This window comes from Spirosoma panaciterrae DSM 21099 (assembly GCF_000374025.1).
GTDB lineage: Bacteria > Bacteroidota > Bacteroidia > Cytophagales > Spirosomataceae > Spirosoma > Spirosoma panaciterrae.
In genome coordinates this window covers 1-18,004 of record NZ_KB893197.1, presented here as the reverse complement: position 1 = coordinate 18,004, position 18,004 = coordinate 1, and the positions used below count along the sequence as shown (strand labels likewise).

The following is an 18,004-nucleotide window of genomic DNA, read 5'->3' as shown; positions in this document are numbered from 1 at the left end:
CTTTTTTTACTCGTCTTTCGTGAGTGCAGGTGTCTGACTTCGAATGTGTTTCAGGGCATACTCCATAACCGGATCATGCTGGTGTATGACATCCTCAGCCGTAGGTTCTACAGGATAGTCGGGGATAATACCCCGGTCTGTATACGGATATGCTGACACATTAGCCATGTTGAAGCCAAACATGCCGATGCCCAGGTCAATTTTCGAATTGGGTAATTGCGTAATCGCGAATATTCCACTGCTGTTTACCTTATAGCCTCCCCCGCTCTCCTGCCCAATAAAAACGGCCCGCTTATCGGCGTGGATTCTGGCCCCTAATTCGGTAGTAACCGAGAAACTATTTCCATTGAGCAAAACATACAGCTTTCCAGCGTATGCATCCGCTTTAGGTTTGGTGGTGCGTAACCCCCGATGATGGGTCATTACATAGCCGTTTCCGCGCTTTTTCACCACGATCCATTTAGCCATCCGGTATAGTTTTGAGGACCAGGCCGGAAATGAAAAGCCTTTTTTCTGCCGCACGCTGATATGGTCGTAGTACCGAAATGGCCGCTGAGCCAGATAACTGTATAGCTCGACGCCCCACGACTCCTCTCCCCCTTCGTTGTTACGCAGATCAAGTACCAGATGCTGTATCCCCTGCTGCTTGATAGCCCGGAATGATTCGCTCAAAAACTGCCTGAAGTCTGGCTCGTTTTTTTCGTTCCAGAAGCGTTCGATGGTCATTACGGCGGTCTGGTTCTCCGAGATAGTCAGGCGAAATGGGTTCTGGGACTTTGCTTTATGTTGTTCCCGATACGCTTTAATCATCGATTCGGTAACAGGGGCCAGCGTTACGGTTTTTACGGCGGCTCCTGAACGCCAAGCGACCTGAAAGCTGTCGGGCACTCCGATGAATGTGGCGTAATACCCAGAGAAATAGCTGTTCAGATCTTCCAGTTTCCCCCCTGTCCGGTCGCCATCAGCAAAGGTCATGTTTGGCAAGAGCGACTGAATAATAGCGGCCATTGGCTCCCCATTGATCGACATGACTTCGGCACCAACGGGAACGGGGGTTGACCCGTAATTACCGACAATCCAGGCTTTATTCCCCAGAAAATAAAGCTTGAGCGGAAAGAGTCTGTCCGTTGAAAACGGATAATGCTCATCCCGTCCCGACACGATCCACTTGATATGCCCATCCCGGAGAGCCACCAGCAATGGAACCATGCTTACGTAAAATGCCTGCTGCGTCATGGGTTTGTTCAATTGAGAAGCTGTGGCCGCAAACAGGGAATCGAAACGTGGTTTCGGTGTGTAGCGATACATCTCAGGATGCGCTTCGGCCAGTGCCGTTCGGAAGCGGGCAAAATCGGTCTGGAGTTGGTCGGGACTAAGCTGTTGCGCCTGAATCGGCAGACGAAACAGGAGGATGAATAGGCTAGCATACAGGACTCGGTTCATTGGTCGTTGTGTTTAATGAGGACGCTAAACTGGCCGATACCAACGGTTCATGAAAGAGAACCACCACCGAACAGCGTATTTTACGGACCGAATCGTCGGTTTCATTCACCCAACCACCGCTTCAATTCCCCGGCTTTATCCCGGCTGACCACAACGTCGTCATCGAAAGCGGGCAATAGACTGACCTTTAGTTTTCCGTTGAAATACAGATGCACTTTATCAACGGCTTCGAGCTGGGCGATTACCTGCCGATTGAGCCTGAAAAACTGTTGTGGATCAAGCATATGGGCCAGTTCGTCGATGGTGTAATCAACGAGCCATTCCTGACTGTCATGGGTTTTCAGAAACGACAGTTTATTCCGGCTAAAGAAGTAAGCAATCTCATGGACATTGACCGAAAACAATCGCTGCCCCTGTCGGATCAGAAAGCGATCCCGGAAGGAGGCAGGCAGTGGACGTGTGGCTGTGTAACCCGAATCGTTCGGGGCTTCGGCTATCTGTCTGAACTGTTGAAGCAGATTGGCCAGGGAGGTTTCCAGAGCCGATTTACCATCCGTCTGGGCAGGAAGTGTCAACACCTGTCGCAACCGCTGAAGCTTTGTCAGCGCGTTCCGGACCTCCTCTTCTTTAATTGGCTTGAGCAGATAATCGATGCTATTGACTGTAAAGGCCTTGATCGCATACTCGTCGTAAGCGGTCGTAAAAATCACCGGGCTGGTTATGGGCACCTGATTCACGATCTCGAAACTCTGTCCATCGGCCAGTTCAATATCCATAAAAATCAGGTCGGGCATGGGGTTGCTCTTTAACCACGCTACCGATTCATCCACACTCCCGGTCATACCTACCACGCTCAGGGTAGAATCAATATCACCTAGTAGCCGTTGAAGTTTCCGGGCAGTAGGCTCTTCGTCTTCAATGATGAGTATAGTCATGGTGGGTTTCCTGAATAAGTGGAACAGTGACCTGAAAACAATCGTCGGATTGACGGATGACCACATCCGGTTGCCCCAATAGTCGGTATTTGGTAATAATATTCGTGAGGCCGGTCCGATTCGAAGGAATCAGGGTTTGTTTTCTCCGAACGGTATTCGTCACGTTAAGCTGGCCCTGTTCGTCGGTATAGATCTGAATCAAGAGTGGCTTTGTGGGCAAAGCGGCATTATGCTTCACGGCATTTTCGACCAGCAACTGTAGAGTCAGGGGGGGAATCAGTAAGGCTTTGTATCGTTCTTCGACCGTAATCTCCAGCTCTACACTACGACCAAACCGCATCTGCAACAGGTGAAAATAGGCCCGAATAAACTGAAGTTCAGTAGCCAGCGAGGTGAGCAGTTGGTCGTTTGTTTGCAATACATACCGATATACCGAGGCCAGTTCTTCGATGAACCGCTCGGCCTGCTTCGGATTTTCGACGACCAGCGACGAAAGCGTACTCAGGCTATTGAACAGAAAATGAGGATTTATCTGCGCTTTCAGCGAATCGAGCTGACTCTGTAAAGCTTCTTTCTTGAGCTGCTCGGCTTCGTAATAGGTCACCCACCACTGCCGATACAGATACCGCGCTTCGTAAATGGTAGCCAGAGGGACAACAAACAGCAACGGAATCAGGGTGTTGATCCAATACGCCCGCTCCGACATCGGATAGCCCCAAAATTGGGTTCGATCGTAAAAATAGACCAGGGCAAGTCGCTGAATCATCATGGTAACCACAAACCAGATCACCTGGACGGCAATGCGTGGCGTAGTCTGATTCAGCCGGGGGTACCGACGCCGGGCCTCCAGAATACCCAGCCGGGCCACTTCCCACACCAGCACGCACTCCACCAGGCTCACGCCCAACGCTAACCCCCGACTGATGTGCCGGGCATCGTTGTCGGGTTGAAAAAAGATAAAGTTCGAGACGATTGAAATGAGCGGTACGCCGACCAGACGCAACCAGCGATCGTTCAGTTTTTCCATCACCTGTAAAGATCATTCAACGGACTTTACGGCGAAAGAAAAAGGCTACTGAACGGTTGAGAAATGCGTCCAGACTGTCGTTTTTTTACCCGCCAACCCAATTCAGGACCGTATCTTTGTTGACAGAAATCTCCGTACCTGCACCCACTTCATCCGGCTATGCAACCGATCGAATCCGCTATCCTTACCCACCTGTCGCAGGACCCCATCATGGCCCGGCTGATCGCTGAGACTCCCAATCCTAAAATTTTTAATGATTATGCTGACGATGTATATCTGGCCCTTCTGGAGAGTATTGTGTCGCAACAGATTTCGGTGAAAGCCGCCGATGCTATATTCGCCCGGTTCCGTGCCCTTTTTCCAGACAAATACCCACAGGCCGATGCGCTGCTTCAGAAAACGACGGAGGAATTACGCACTGCCGGACTGTCGGCCCAGAAAATCAAGTACCTGCAAAGCGTAGCTGACTTTTCGCTGGCTAATTCGCTGGCCCGAACGCACCTCGACTCCATGACCGACGAAGCGATTGTTCAGTATTTAGTGCCGATCAAAGGCGTCGGTCGATGGACGGTGGAAATGTTGCTGATGTTCGTGCTGGATCGGCCGGATGTATTTCCAATCGATGATCTGGTGATTCGGCAGCGGATGCTCCTGGCCTATCCCGAACGCACACAGGGCGTCACGGGCCGGGCCCTCTACAAAGTCTTACACGAAATTGCGGATGCCTGGCGTCCGTACCGTACTACAGCCAGTCGGTATCTGTGGCGTTGGAAGCCCGTTTAAACACGGATTGGTCTGATTCTTATGCTTTGCACAGGTTTTCGCAAAGCATAAGAATCAGACCAATCCGTGTTCTATTGACTTTCCTACTTTATGCGCAACGCGGTTGAGTCGAACATGCCCAGGAGCGAACCTTTCAGGTGATCGTCATCCACCTTGTCGAGGTTCACATTTATATCCATTCCCTGGGCTACGAAATAGATGGTCAGTTTGTTGGCTTCCTCTTCAATCTTGGTAATGGGGATGGCTTCGGGGCGTTTGCCGGTTGGGTCTTTTAATTCACCCGTCAGTTTGCCATCTTTTCGGATGAGTTCGGTTACCAGTTTAGCATCGCCATCAGGGGTACCGAATATCGTAATTTCCCACTTACCCGCAAAGAAATCAGCGGGAGGAGCAGCTTGTGAAAAGCCCTTAACCGATACAAATAGAACGAGCAGGAACAGAATTGTACTTACTTTTTTCATCATTAAACAGGATTAGATTTAAACCGGATTTAGAATAAATTTATTGAGCACTCGCATTCAGAACCGCTTCAACGCCCATCACAACCATCAGACTTCCAGATGCTTTCGACGGATTGACAAACACCAGATACACATCGTGTGGTTTGTTGTCGGCAGGAACAGGTAATTTAACCGGAACGCTCAGTTGATTGGGTTTGAAATCCATCTTGTCGGAAGGTTCCATCATGGCCGATTCACCAATCAGCTTACCCGTTGGGCTATCGAGGTGTGCTTCAACCTTACCGCCTATCGCATTGAGTTGCGGCTTAGGCGCTATTGCCATAACCCGAAACTCAGATACCCCCGCCAGATCGACCTGTTTAATCCCCATGTACGCACCCGATTTGGAAGGAATTGCCAGATTGTTGCCCCCATACGCCATTTTATTGACGTTATCATACGTATCAAACCCATGGGCATCCATCAGGGCATTACGAAGCATAAACGTCTGTTCAGAACGCAGCGACGGTAATCCTTTAACCCCTTTGTCTTCGTACGATGCCCGAACGATGTATACGCCTTTACCCTTGTCGCCCGCCGGGATTTTCGCCGTATAGCTTCCTTTGGTCGGCAAGGCACTGGTAGCCGACTCATTCGACAGACTCAACACGTATTTGACCATTTCGGAAGCATCGGCCGCCGATAGTTGTGGGTGCGCCGACATAGGCGTTTCGCCCCATACACCAGCCCCACCCGCAATCACTTTCTTGGTCAGCCGCTCCAGAGCCGAATTATCGCCTTTGTATTTTTTGGCTACGTCGGCATAAGCCGGACCTATCGACTTCTTGTTGATGCTATGACAAGCCTTACAGTCGCTGCCTTCGATGAGCTTTTTGCCCGTAGCCAGTAACGCATTCGCATCGGCCGAGCGGTGTCCCTGAGCAATGGCTACCTTATCAAACCCTTCGGGCATGTAATCAATATTGACCGCTACGCGCTCAGGGTCAATACCTTTCCCGAGTGTACCATCTTCTTTGTCGCTCACCTTGACGTCGTACGAAAATGGCTTATTGGCCACAAAGAACGACTTGTTGGCCCCCGGCATATCCAGGCTAAGTACAGGCGCTTCGTTCCCAACCGTAATATCCATCGACTGGGTTGCCATCCCGCCCTTGCCATCATTGACCGTCAGGGTTGCTTTGTATACACCGGGTTTAGCCAGGGTCAGGTTTGCCTCGGGTGTATTGACCACTTTACTAAAGCCATTTTTTGAAGTTACTTTCCAGGTGTAGGTCAACGCGTCGCCATCGGCGTCTTCCGTTCCTGTCGAATTCAGTTTCAGTGCCAGCGGAGCAGAGCCCCCCATCTTATTGGCCGCCATTTGCAACTGAGGCTTGCGGTTGCCGCCGTTGTATTCAATCCGAATCAGCCGGGCATCGTCATTGGCACTAAACCATCCTGAACCATATTCGAGCATATAGAGATCACCGTTATCGGCAAATTCCATATCCATCGGATTGCTGAATTTGTAGCTGGGCATAAATCGCTCCATCGACACATAGTTGCCCTCATTGTCCATCGTGACGGCCATAATCCAGCCCCGCATCCAGTCGTAGGTGATCAGCTTCTTATCGTAGTAGTTCGGGAACGCGTGGGGGGCATTTTGAAAGTCCTCACTGTAAAAAACCGGCCCGGCCATGGCATTGCGTCCACCAGCACCCACCAGCGGGAACTCCGGAGAGGCATCGTACGGATACCAGATAAACGCTTTTTGCGCAGGAGGAAGGACTTTTAAACCCGTATTGTTGGGGGAGTTGTTGGTTGGGGCATTCACATCCCACTTTTCACCCGAAGTATTCGTTGCAAAGTCGTATTTGTTATAGGCTTTGTTATCCCCGACAAAATGGGGCCAGCCGAAGTTACCCGCTTTACGTGCCTGCCCCACCTCATCATGTCCGGCAGGTCCCCGGTTCGGATCAGGTTTGGCGGCATCAGGCCCCACTTCACCCCAGTACAGAAAACCCGTTTTCGGGTCGACCGAAATGCGGAATGGATTGCGGTGGCCCATCGTATAAATTTCGGGGCGCGTCTGTGCGGTGCCTTTCGGAAACAGATTGCCATCGGGGATGGTATAGGTGCCGTTGGCTTCGGGATGAATACGGATGATCTTACCCCGCAGGTCGGCCGTATTGGCCGACGATTTCTGAGCATCCCAGGGGCCACGTCCTTCACGCTCATCGCTGGGGCTATATCCATTCGATGCGTGTGGGTTTGTGTTGTCGCCCGTTGACAGGTACAGATTCCCGGCTCTATCCCAGGCTATCGATCCCCCCGTATGGCAGCACTCTTCCCGTTGGGTAGGCACATCGAGCAGCACTTTCTTCGACGCCATGTCCAGCTCATCCCCTTTCAGTTCAAAGCGAGCCAGTACGTTCTTCGACTCCTCTGGTATCGAATAATACAGGTAAATCCAGTGGTTCTGTGCGAAATTCGGGTCTTTGTTCAGTCCCAGCAGTCCATCCTCACCCATTGACTCTTTCCCTTCCTTGCTGACGTATTTGATGCTGACCGGAATTTTGGCAATCGTCTTCAGTTCTTTGGTTTTGGTATTGTACAGCCGAACTTCACCTTTGCGCTGGATAAACAGAATCCGTCCGTCGCCCAGTACGCTCAGTTCCATGGGTTCATCCAGTTTTTCGGCCAGAATCACTTTTGAGAAACGGTTCTCTTCCGGGCGCGCTTTGGCAAAGTTGAGCGGCTTTGGCGTGTCGCCACCCGTGGTGTACTGAATACCCGCCCAGAGGTGATTCAGAAACAGGGGTTCCGAAAACGTCTCGTCGGTATGGCCCATTGCCGTGTAAAAAGCCCGGCCACCGTCGAATTCATGGTACCAGCTCATGGGGTGATTATCCCCGTTTTTGCCGCCCTGATAGCTTTTTTCGTCGATTTTGAGGACAACATTGATTTTAGGCGAGATCGATTTGAAGCTATAGAACTCATCCGTCCGCTCAAACTCGTCGGGCATTCCTTTGGTCGCCCAGTGGTTTTTCATGGCCACTATGAACTTCCCCTTTTGCACATTATTGGGCATGGGGTGATCCAGAAAATACGCACCCGCCAAACTACCGTACCAGGGCCACTCATACTCGGTATCCGTAGCTGCGTGAATGCCGACATAGCCGCCACCCGCCTGAATGTACCGCTCGAACGCACTTTGCTGCTCATTATTCAGTACATCGCCCGTAGTGTTCAGAAACACGACCGTGTTGTATTTTTTCAGATTGGCTTCGGTAAACTGAGCCGCATCTTCGGTAAAGCTTACTCCAAATCCTTTTTCGCCGGCCATCTTCGCCAGGGCTTTTTTACCTGCTTCAATAGACTGATGTCGGAAAGCCGCTGTCTTGCTGAAAACCAGCAGATTGATTTTGGGTGACTGGGCAAAGAGATGGCTTGTACATACCAGCATAAACGCCTGTACAAAAGCCAGCCTTGCCATGTTAACTAGCTGTTTCATAGAGTATTGAAGTTAATTAGTACTGTTTATTCGACCGATTCAAAAGCCTCCCGGCATTACTGGCAGGTCCATTGCAAACCCGCTTCAATAAGCTTCACAAAGTTTTCGTTTTGCCAGGCGGTTTCGTTATGTCCCATAGAGGTATAGAACGTCTTGCCCTTGCCCATCTGCTTATACCAGGCCACGGGATGGTCTTTGCCCATGCCAAAGTTTTTTGAGGTCATGAACAGAATATTTCCACTGGGGTTGATGGTCTCGCCGTTGATGGTGTAAATAATATTGAAGCCTTTTTTGCGGGGATTTTCAAAAAAAACATACCATTCGTCTGCATTCGACCATTTTTGAGGCAGCCGACTGAACAGACTGTCCTTCTGCGGATCGAGGAGAATTTCCGCTGCCTGAAACTGTGGGTTGATCGGGTGGTGCGAAAACTTAGCGCCCAGCAAATTCTGTTCATACCAATCCCAATGGTGGGAGTCGTCGCCAGCGCCATGAATCCCCATCAGGCTACCGCCATTTTCCACGTATTGCTCCAGCGCACGTTTCTGCTCATCGTTAATCACCTCCCCGGTCGAGTTGTTAAAAATAACCGTACTGAACCTGGCCAGTTGTGCGGGATTGAATACGCCCCCCTCTTCGGTCTCGTAAACAAACCAGTTGTTTTTCTCTGCCAGCGCCTTAATAACTGGTTTTGATGCCTCTATCGACGCGCCATGACGAAAGCCTGTAGTTTTAGAGAACAATAAAATGGCTGGTTTATGGGCAGGGAAAGTAATTTGCGGGGCTTCCGTTTCATACGATACCGGAAAACCGTTTTTAACTTTATAGATGAACCCGCCCAAGGCAATACCTAACAGGATAATGAGGCCCAGAAAAACCCCCACTATGATTTTAACCACCTTCTTCATGAATCCGGCTTTCGACAGCGTGCGTTGCGCTTTGATTTTAAATGACTTATTGCTCCCCTTAGCAAAGGTATGGAATAAGTTTTTTTATTGTCTAAAAAATAGACAATAAATTTTTCATTATTTTGTCTTTACAGAGTACCATTCTTGCCAAAACTCCTCACGAACATCATTACGCATGAAATTATTTGACGAACAATCCTTCCTCCATCAACTCTCCATCGACTGTGTCATATTCGGGTATAAAGACGCCGAGCTAAAGGTTCTGATTTCCAGAATAAAGATGAAGCGGTCGTTCTGGGCATTGCCAGGCGGGTTTATCAAACACGAGGAAAGTATTGATCAGGCAGCCAAACGGATTCTGGAAGAACGAACCGGGCTGAAGGACATTTACCTGGAGCAGTACCGGGTGTTTGGCGAGCCCAACCGGATAAACCATGAAGTTTTTGAAGGGCTTACGTCGCTGCGAGATGAGTGGGCAGAGCAGATCATGCTGGATGAAGCCAGCCTTCAGTGGCTGGCCAAACGCTTTGTTTCGATTGGCTACTACGCCCTGGTCGACATCAACAAAATGCACCCTCGAAAATCGGAGCTGGACGACTCGGTTGACTGGTACAATGTAAAGCAGCTACCAGCCCTGATCATGGACCATAATGAAATGGTTACGCAGGCACTGGAAACGCTACGATTAAACCTTGACCGAAAGCTGATCGCCTTCAACCTGCTTCCCGACACGTTTACCATGAAAGAGGTGCAGGAACTGTATGAAGCCATTTATGACAAACCCTTTGCCCGTAATAATTTTCAGAAAAAAATTCTGGACCTGAATGTGCTGGAGCGGCTGGAGAAGAAGTTTACAGGGGCAGCCAACAAGGCTCCTTACCTGTATCGGTTCCAGCAGTAAAACGGCCTATGTCCGAAACCCGACCTTCACCGAATTAGTCAGCAGTAATCAGAGCTTTTTTACTTTTACCGTCACCCGGGATTTTACGTTAATCAGCACCTGAACGCCCTCGGGCCGAACCACAATCCGCTGAGGAACCAGCCGGAACGTATCAATGTCAAGATCGGTTTTCTGGCCGACTTTGGCGTGTGCAAAGGCCGTTTCTATTTTTTCGGGAATGGTCGAAATCGGATGCCGCAGAGGAACGACCATAGCTGCCTGAATGGTATCCCGCAGATTATCGTGCAGGAGCCAGTCGGCCGTAGCAAACAGTTTTTCTTTCGTATCGACGTCAAAATCCACATCCCGCATGCGTAGTGTATTGGTCAGCGTGTCGTAAACGGGTGTACCATGAAAATAAAGGGTGCCGTGAATGGCACCGCCTACGTCCGTTTTGAGGATGAGTTTCCGCCCACTTCCATAAAGCACTGCCTTTTTGATTTTCACATTTCCACCCACCAGATTCAGTTTTTCCCGATCCAGGGTTTTGGCAAGTACCTGATTTATATCGGTATAAGGAATCGTTGCCAGCACTTCCAGACGTGCAGATTCAGGCAGCGAATTGCGTCGTAAAAGCTGGGGTAGGCGTTCCAGCGAATCCATGGCTGGCTGTGGACCAAGACGAGTATCGACCCGAAACGCAATTTGAATGGGTACGGTAATCTGCTGTTCATTGCCCATCACCGGAGCAACGGCAATACTAAATGGTCTGGGAATGAGCCAGATATTTTCGGGCTTTTTAGCCACCCGCAAGGGTTTCTGCATATCGCGCCAGACCTTACTTACCTGCTTGTCGAGCCGGATACTTCGGTGAACGGCCCGGTCGATGGCCTGCTCAATATCGGCCTTACGCTTATCCAGAATCGTTTCGGCAATTTTCTGCACGCTCACCTTGATACCCAACAGCCGAACGGTTGGTTTCTGGGTCCAGTGGTACTCTTCAAATCGGGAATTGGTAAGCAGATGCCAGTTGGGGCCAACCCCTACCGGGCTGGTAAAATTAACGGCCAATGCACAGAGCCGCCGACTTTTTCGGTTTTCGCTTTTTCGCAAACCGATTGGGTTGCTGTACCAGACTTGCAGGGGCGCGGAGAAATACACCCGCCGGTTCTGGTACCGGATCTGAATAGGGCCTGTACGCTCTACCCGCAATCGCCAGGCCTCCCCTTTCCGTCCCTGAAACGTCTCTTCAGAGACCAGCGTTGTGGAGAGCGCCTTGTTTACTTTGGCTTCTAAATCACGGATATTGAACGTAAGATTCCCCGCCATATACGACACAGGATCTTCAATAGCGGGGTCAAAATCCTCAGCGGCTGGCGCATCCGGGCGAACGCGTTTACAACCCTCTGAGCCCACCAGGACAATAAGACATATAAAAATTCCGATGATTTGTTGAGCTTTCATAGCAACAACAAAACCATCGGATGAACAAAATGTTAAGCTCGCCCGTCGATATTCACTTTTCGGTTAGCCGGGCAATCGGCTTTGTGTCGACGGCACACCCGCACCCTTTGCCACATCCGGCCGACTTCGGCGCAAAAAAACTACGATACATACGCCAGCCCAGGTAGATCAGCGCAGTAGCGAAAACCAGAAAAATAATAACCTCCTGCATAACTAGGTATGATATAGGATGTACGATGTATGATATACCATTCGCCAGAGGCATACATCCTATATCATACATCATACATATTTTCACCCCCATCCGTTCCGTTCGGCCAGTCGATAGGCATGCTGGTAGTGGTGTTCACCATGCCAGGCATAATTCGCGATCACCTCACGGATCGTAAATTCGCGTTTACTGCCCGGATGGAAATAGGTACGTTCTAGATCCGCATCGGAAAGTGACGACAGAATGGTTACCCAGCGCTGATGCAAATTCCGTAGAATGACCAGCGAAGGGGCAACATCCAGTTTTGAATCGGGGAGTTTGGCCCATTCACCTTCTTCATAGGGCGAAATGGTTGGGTTCGATTCCGTCAATCCGAGCTTGGTACGCACATAGGCATTAATATGGCTATCGGCAATGTGGTGAACCAGTTGCCGAACCGTCCAGCCTTCGGGTCGGTAGGGGGTATCGAGCCGATCATCGCCCCACTTGCCTACGAGTTCGGTAAGTTTGACAGGTAGTTCATCAATAGCAGCGATCTGCTGCCGCGTGTCTTCGGCGGAGTACGTTTTTCCGTACACGAAATCGCCAATGGGGTAGCGGAGTGTATCGAGGTCTTGCATAAGAATTCTGGCAGGCCATCCGGCCCAATGTCGTTAGCGTATCAGCACAAATATCACCGTATTGGGATGGGATAACTCATCCGATTTGCAAAACCTGACTAGACCGCTTACCGTTTAGGAATCACTCCCAATGTTCCTGAATGGCCTGGATCAGTTCAGGGTGTACGCCACAGGCGGCCACTACATCGCCCTCGAACAGAAAATCGTCTCCCCCACTAAAGTTAGTCACCACGCCACCCGCTTCCTGAACCAGCAGCACCCCGGCAGCCATATCCCACGAATTGAGGTTGTATTCGTAAAAAGCTTCAAAGCGCCCACAGGCCACATACGCCAGATCGATGGCTGCCGAGCCCATCCGACGCAACCCATGCGTGCGCTGCATAAGCGACTCCAGTATGTGCAGGTACCGCTGCATTTGATCGAAGCGATAATAAGGGAACCCCGTGGCGATCAGACTATCGCCCAGCGCCGTTGCAGGCGAAACCGAGATTTTTGTGCCATTGCAATAGGCTCCTCCACCCTGCCAGGCCGAAAAACATTCGTCGCGGTTGGGGTCATAAACGACCCCGGCAATGGGCGTTTTCCCTTGTGCCAGCCCGATGCTGACCGAGAATACCGGAAGCCCATGAATGAAATTGGCGGTGCCATCGAGCGGGTCGATGATCCAGTTGAGGGCGCTCTGATCGGCCGCCTGGCCGGTTGTCCCTTCTTCTGTGATAAATCCGGCTTCGGGCAGCAACCGGCTTAGTTTATCAACCAGTTGTTTTTCGGTTTCCTTATCGACGTACGAAACCAGATTGTTCAGTCCCTTGTATTCAATGGACTCCCGTTGAAATTTTTGTCGCTCCTGAATCAGAAACGCACCGGCTTCCATGGCAATCGTACAAATTTCGCGGGTTAACGCGGCTAAATCCTGAGTCATTTGATTGAGTAAAGCGGGTAGTTAACCCGCATATATACATTAAAAAAAGCGGGCTACCCACCCGCTTTATACTATAGTTCGACTAATCACTTCATGATTTCACTTAACGCATTGTCGTACAATGCCTTTGCTTCCGAAAGGGTTATAACCGTAGCTTCGTCGATGGTGAAGTCGCCGTCGGTTACCGTACCCAGGAAACGGAACGGCAGAATGCTGTCTTCCAGATACCCAACGACGTGCTGCTGCTGATCGGGCGAAACCGAAATGACCACCCGGCTCTGGCTCTCGCCAAACAGGAACGCATCGGCCCGGTGACGGGTATCGGTCTGAATCGAAAATCCTTTGCTACCAGCCATACCCGATTCGGCCAGGGTAACAAACAGGCCTCCATCCGACACATCGTGTGCCGACTGAATCCAGCCGTTGCGAATCATGGTTTTGATGCCTTCCTGTACACGCCATTCGGTTTCAAAATCGAAGTTGGGTGCGGGCGACGCTTTAATACCCCGATACGAGTACAGGTATTCCGACGATGCGATGTCGCTGGTAGACGGACCAACCAGATAGATCAGATCGCCCGTAGCTTTAAAATTCAGGGTCATTTGATGCGCCGGGTTTTCCATCAACCCCAGCATACCGATGGTCGGGGTCGGGAATACCGGGCCGTCGTCGGAGCTTTGGTTGTAGAAACTTACGTTGCCCCCCGTAACGGGTGTACTGAACCGACGGCAGGCTTCGCCCATACCCTGTACAGCTTCCACAAACTGCCAGTATACTTCCGGCACGTAAGGGTTTCCGAAATTGAGGTTGTTGGTAACGGCCAGTGGCTCCCCACCCGAACAGACGATATTCCGACAGGCTTCGGCTACAGCGATCATAGCCCCCTGACGCGGGTTGGCATTCACATACCGGCTGTTGCAGTCGACGGTAATCACAATCGACTTATCGGTTTCGGGGAGGCCGGGGCCTTTTACCCGCACCACAGCGGCATCTGAGGGCGCATTGGTACTCCGGTTGGCCGTTCCCACCATCGAATCGTATTGCTCATAGACCCACTTCCGTGAGCAGATATTCGGATGCGACAACAGGTGTCTGGCGATATCGGCAATGTCCGACGCTTCGATGTCATCGACATCGGCCGGGTCGAATTTGGCATACTCCTGTATATAGGCCGGTTCTTTGTATTCGCGCTGATACTGCGGGGCACCGCCACCCAGCACCAGATCGTAGGCGGGCACATCGGCCACCAGTTCGCCATAGCGATAGAAATGCAATCGGCCACCGCCTTCAGCCGTTGGGGGTGTTACTTCCCCGATCTGAGCACAGTTCAGATCCCACTTGTCGAAAATAGCCTGAATAACCGACTCTTTACCTTTCTCGATCACCACCAGCATCCGCTCCTGCGATTCCGACAGCAGAATCTCAAACGGAGCCATGTTGGCCTGACGAGTCGGTACTTTGTCGAGGTCGATAATCATGCCATGCTCCCCTTTCGCACTCATTTCCGATGTGGAGCAGATGATCCCAGCCGCACCCATATCCTGAATACCGATCACATAGCCTGTAGCGATGATCTCGAGGGTGGCTTCGAGCAGGAGTTTTTCCATGAACGGGTCCCCTACCTGTACAGCCGGCAGCTTGTCGGTCGACGCAGCCGTAATATCCTCTGAGGCAAAGGTAGCCCCGTGAATACCGTCTTTACCCGTAGCCGAGCCCACGATAAACACCGGATTGCCAACGCCATAACTGGTCGCCTTGGCTACTTTTCCGACCTCGACAATCCCGGCCGAAAACGCATTGACCAGCGGGTTGGTATTGTAACACTCATCAAAGTAAATCTCACCGCCAACGGTTGGGATGCCGAACGCATTGCCGTAATCCCCAATTCCTTTTACCACGCCCCGCAGCAATCGGCGGGTTTTGGTCAGGCTCAGATCGCCAAAGCGGAGCGAGTTGAGCTGGGCAATGGGCCGGGCGCCCATCGTAAAAATATCCCGGTTGATACCCCCTACGCCCGTAGCGGCTCCCTGATAGGGTTCCAGAGCCGACGGGTGGTTGTGGGATTCGATCTTAAACGAACAGGCCAGCCCATCGCCAATATCGACCAGACCTGCGTTTTCTTCCCCAGCTTTGGCCAGCATCCGGTCTGAATCGCGCGGCAGGGTTTTAAGCCAGACAATCGAATTCTTATAGGAACAGTGTTCTGACCACATGACCGAAAAGATACTCAGTTCGGTAAAGTTGGGTTTGCGCCCCAGAATCTGGGCAATGCGGTCAAATTCATCCGGTAACAGGCCCAGTTTCCGGGCGGTTTCAACAGTAGGGAGCGTTTCGAGGGTATCCATAAAGAGCGAAAGAGTGAAAGAGTGAAAGAGCGGTTTGAGAAGGCGGCTCTTTTCCGCTCTTCCCCTCTTTCGCTCTTTCGCTCTTTAAATCTGGGCCAAAATTAGGCTTTTTGCCCCAAATTGCTCGGGTATGGGTTGACAAATCTCAAAAGGCTTGTATATTTGCACCCAGAAAGAGAGATGGCAGAGTGGTCGATTGCGTCGGTCTTGAAAACCGAAGACTGTAACAGGTCCGGGGGTTCGAATCCCTCTCTCTCTGCAAACAAAAAACTAAAGCGCTCAAAATCAATGATTTGAGCGCTTTTTTTTCATTTTAATGATTTTTAATTTTTATTACTGTTATCTATATAAATTATATAAAACAAAACTATTTCTTAATAATCAATAAGCATTTTATACAAAGCGATCAAAATTCAATCACATTGTTATAATTTAGGGGAAATCAAAAAAGTCTCAAGAAATGGAAAATGATATTCCAAAATGGGTAAAAACACTTGTGCAAATAGTTGGCGCTATAGCAGTTATTTCAGGAATATTAATTGGTTGGGCAAACTTCAAAAAAGATATGGCAGTTATAGCCAATCAACAAAGTAAAGATATTAAATCAATTGGAGTAGAACAGGCTAAGCAAGCCACGGAACAGGCTAAGCAAGCAACAGAGCAAGCTAAGGAAAGGACTTATCAAGAAAACTATAGATTAGAAACAGAAAAAGCTAAACGAGAAAATATTAAATTAATTATAGCTCAAAAGGAAGTTGAAAATTCAATTCAAAAAGAAGCACTTAGAAGCGCCCAAGAAGTTTCACGGCAAAGAGAAATAGAGTCGAGCAATTACAAATCAGAACTACAATCTAGCGTTTCTAAATCTAGAGAGATAACCCGCCAAGACTCTATAAAATTAGAAATAGAAAAATTCCAAGCGCAAAAAGAACAATCAAAAATTAATCAACAGCGTATGCTTGATTTTTTAAATAATGTCAATAAATTAAATGATGATATTACTGACGCTGATGCAATTAAAATCATACAAACAATAAGCTTAGATTATAATGAATCTCCAGAATTATTTAATAAGTATTACAACATTATTGGGGAAGTTTTATTAAATAGGGCCTACAAAACAAAATCAATTGCTGAGATTGATAAAATATATGATATGCTTTCTGGCAATTGGCTTGGAGTTATGTCTAAAGACAATTTCAATTTGTTGTTAGATATAGACAGAGAAAGTTATTATACTCTTAAACAAGGGCTTGGAACTCTATTGATAGAAGGTTATTTAAGTAACACTAAATACAATGCTTTTTTAAATAAAATTGTAATTAACAATCAAGGTCAAGCCTTTAATTACATTAGAAACATTAGTAACTTGAGAAATTTTGAAGATTTGGCATTTATTGCACTATATTATTTAAAAGAAAAAGATCTTATTAAAGGCCGGCAATTCTATGATACGCATAGGGGAAAGGAGTATTTTGACAATGAATTATCTAAATATATTAGGACAAATACTATTTTAAAAGAAAACGTTAGTAATTTAAAAAGATATAGCTTATTAAAAGAGAGCACGTTGATTGAATCTGAAAAATCACTAAAATTACTATCTAGAAATACAGAAATTTATCTTTACAAATTAAAAAAAATATCACTTCTAATAAATGTGGTAATGGAAAGCTTTCCTCAAGATTACAAAAATAGTTTTTTAGACTTCTCAAATATATATTTTGATGAATCAGCAGGAAAAAATTTAATTAGAGTTGACAAAGAAATACTGAATAATATAAACTTTGCTAATTCTTATATTTCACTCGAATCTATAGAGAATATAATTACAAAATGTGATTGTGCAAAATTAAAGGAGTATCAAAAACAAGCATTATACGATAGAAATTATTTTAAAATTTTCATTTCTAATTAATAAACATTTGCCTTACAGTCATATATTTATTGATTTCTAAATTATACAAATAGCTTAGTCGAGTATGTTTACTTCTTAAGATTTTTACCAATAGAAAACCGAATCTACCCGTATGAGCTTAAAATGTCCTTTGGAATGTACGCATATCTTTGGGTAAAAAACTGGCCGATGTTAGTTTGATTTATAAATATGTGAAGGACAAAAATAATGACATAATTAACTGATAATCAATAATATAACATGATACCTAGATTAAAACTCGTATCCTCTTTTGATACCTTTCATTCATAATTCTAAATATAAAATAACATTAGAGCTTGTTGGGGAATTGATAAGGACTGGTAGTCGAGTCAACTTTGTATCGACCAAGAAACAAAGTAATGACTAAGCAGTGGCAACCACTGACCGACTACCAGTGGGCAGCAATTTCGCCTTTTTTTAACCTTCAACGCAAGCGTAAACACCAATTACGTGCCGTCATGGATGCCATCTTCTGGATGTTACGCACCGGCTGTCAATGGCGAAACCTGCCGCCTAGCTTTCCGCACTGGCAAGCCGTATACTATTATTTTGACCAGTGGAAAAAGGCCGACT

At 48.3% G+C, this 18,004-nt stretch carries 15 protein-coding genes and 1 tRNA gene; 5 read left to right on the top strand and 11 right to left on the bottom strand.

The annotated features are described in order from the left end of the window. Nucleotides 1-6: 6 nt before the first annotated feature. The 3 genes from B153_RS0122835 to B153_RS0122825 all read right to left on the bottom strand — a co-directional run bounded on the left by B153_RS0122835 (nt 7) and on the right by B153_RS0122825 (nt 3,405). Nucleotides 7-1,443 (bottom strand): S41 family peptidase, encoded by a 1,437-nt coding sequence (locus tag B153_RS0122835; protein WP_020599073.1) that lies wholly within the window; start codon nt 1,441-1,443, stop codon nt 7-9. A 101-nt stretch (nt 1,444-1,544) separates the two neighbouring features. Next, entirely contained in the window at nt 1,545-2,378 is an 834-nt protein-coding gene (locus tag B153_RS0122830) for a LytR/AlgR family response regulator transcription factor (protein WP_020599072.1), read from the bottom strand. After that, the gene (locus B153_RS0122825) at nt 2,359-3,405 is read right to left on the bottom strand and encodes a sensor histidine kinase (RefSeq protein ID WP_020599071.1); all 1,047 of its coding nucleotides are present in this window, start codon (nt 3,403-3,405) and stop codon (nt 2,359-2,361) included. Before B153_RS0122825 ends, B153_RS0122830 begins: the two co-directional genes overlap by 20 nt. Nucleotides 3,406-3,564: 159 nt before the next feature. On the opposite strand from B153_RS0122825, the gene B153_RS0122820 reads away from it, so the two are divergent. Next, a complete protein-coding gene (locus tag B153_RS0122820; protein ID WP_020599070.1) occupies nt 3,565-4,188 on the top strand; it encodes a DNA-3-methyladenine glycosylase family protein in 624 nt (207 codons plus the stop codon). Nucleotides 4,189-4,271: 83 nt separating this feature from the next. Here the strand turns inward: B153_RS0122820 and B153_RS0122815 are convergent, their stop codons facing one another. The 3 genes from B153_RS0122815 to B153_RS0122805 are packed head-to-tail and all read right to left on the bottom strand — an operon-like array spanning nt 4,272 to nt 9,050. Next, nucleotides 4,272-4,649, bottom strand: coding sequence for a hypothetical protein (locus B153_RS0122815; RefSeq protein WP_020599069.1), 378 nt, complete (start codon nt 4,647-4,649; stop codon nt 4,272-4,274). A 40-nt stretch (nt 4,650-4,689) separates the two neighbouring features. Further along, entirely contained in the window at nt 4,690-8,142 is a 3,453-nt protein-coding gene (locus tag B153_RS0122810) for a ThuA domain-containing protein (protein ID WP_020599068.1), read from the bottom strand. A 56-nt stretch (nt 8,143-8,198) separates the two neighbouring features. After that, on the bottom strand, nt 8,199-9,050 hold the full coding sequence (locus tag B153_RS0122805; protein WP_020599067.1) for a ThuA domain-containing protein: 852 nt from the start codon (nt 9,048-9,050) through the stop codon (nt 8,199-8,201). Between the two features lie 175 nt (nt 9,051-9,225). Between B153_RS0122805 and B153_RS0122800 the strand changes: the two genes are divergently transcribed. Then, on the top strand, nt 9,226-9,951 hold the full coding sequence (locus B153_RS0122800) for an NUDIX hydrolase (protein WP_026262377.1): 726 nt from the start codon (nt 9,226-9,228) through the stop codon (nt 9,949-9,951). A 48-nt stretch (nt 9,952-9,999) separates the two neighbouring features. Here B153_RS0122800 and B153_RS0122795 read toward each other — a convergent pair whose 3' ends face one another. The 5 genes from B153_RS0122795 to purL form a co-directional block, all read right to left on the bottom strand. After that, nucleotides 10,000-11,394 (bottom strand): DUF4403 family protein, encoded by a 1,395-nt coding sequence (locus tag B153_RS0122795; RefSeq protein ID WP_020599065.1) that lies wholly within the window; start codon nt 11,392-11,394, stop codon nt 10,000-10,002. A gap of 52 nt (nt 11,395-11,446) precedes the next feature. After that, nucleotides 11,447-11,605, bottom strand: coding sequence for a FeoB-associated Cys-rich membrane protein (locus B153_RS37365; protein ID WP_020599064.1), 159 nt, complete (start codon nt 11,603-11,605; stop codon nt 11,447-11,449). Between the two features lie 83 nt (nt 11,606-11,688). Next, nucleotides 11,689-12,225 carry a YfiT family bacillithiol transferase gene (locus tag B153_RS0122785; protein ID WP_020599063.1) on the bottom strand — a complete coding sequence of 179 codons (537 nt, stop codon included), beginning with the start codon at nt 12,223-12,225 and terminating at the stop codon, nt 11,689-11,691. A 121-nt stretch (nt 12,226-12,346) separates the two neighbouring features. Next, on the bottom strand, nt 12,347-13,147 hold the full coding sequence (locus tag B153_RS0122780; protein WP_020599062.1) for an inositol monophosphatase family protein: 801 nt from the start codon (nt 13,145-13,147) through the stop codon (nt 12,347-12,349). A gap of 86 nt (nt 13,148-13,233) precedes the next feature. Then, nucleotides 13,234-15,492, bottom strand: a complete 2,259-nt coding sequence (gene purL / locus B153_RS0122775; protein ID WP_020599061.1) for a phosphoribosylformylglycinamidine synthase subunit PurL — start codon at nt 15,490-15,492, stop codon at nt 13,234-13,236. 174 nt (nt 15,493-15,666) lie between these two features. Here purL and B153_RS0122770 point away from each other — a divergent pair. The 3 genes from B153_RS0122770 to B153_RS35670 form a co-directional block, all read left to right on the top strand. Then, a tRNA-Ser gene (locus B153_RS0122770) sits at nt 15,667-15,751 on the top strand. Between the two features lie 201 nt (nt 15,752-15,952). After that, nucleotides 15,953-17,410, top strand: a complete 1,458-nt coding sequence (locus tag B153_RS0122765; protein ID WP_020599060.1) for a flotillin family protein — start codon at nt 15,953-15,955, stop codon at nt 17,408-17,410. A 380-nt stretch (nt 17,411-17,790) separates the two neighbouring features. Then, nucleotides 17,791-18,004 (top strand): transposase (locus B153_RS35670; protein ID WP_020599059.1); only part of this gene is annotated, 214 nt, incomplete at its 3' end.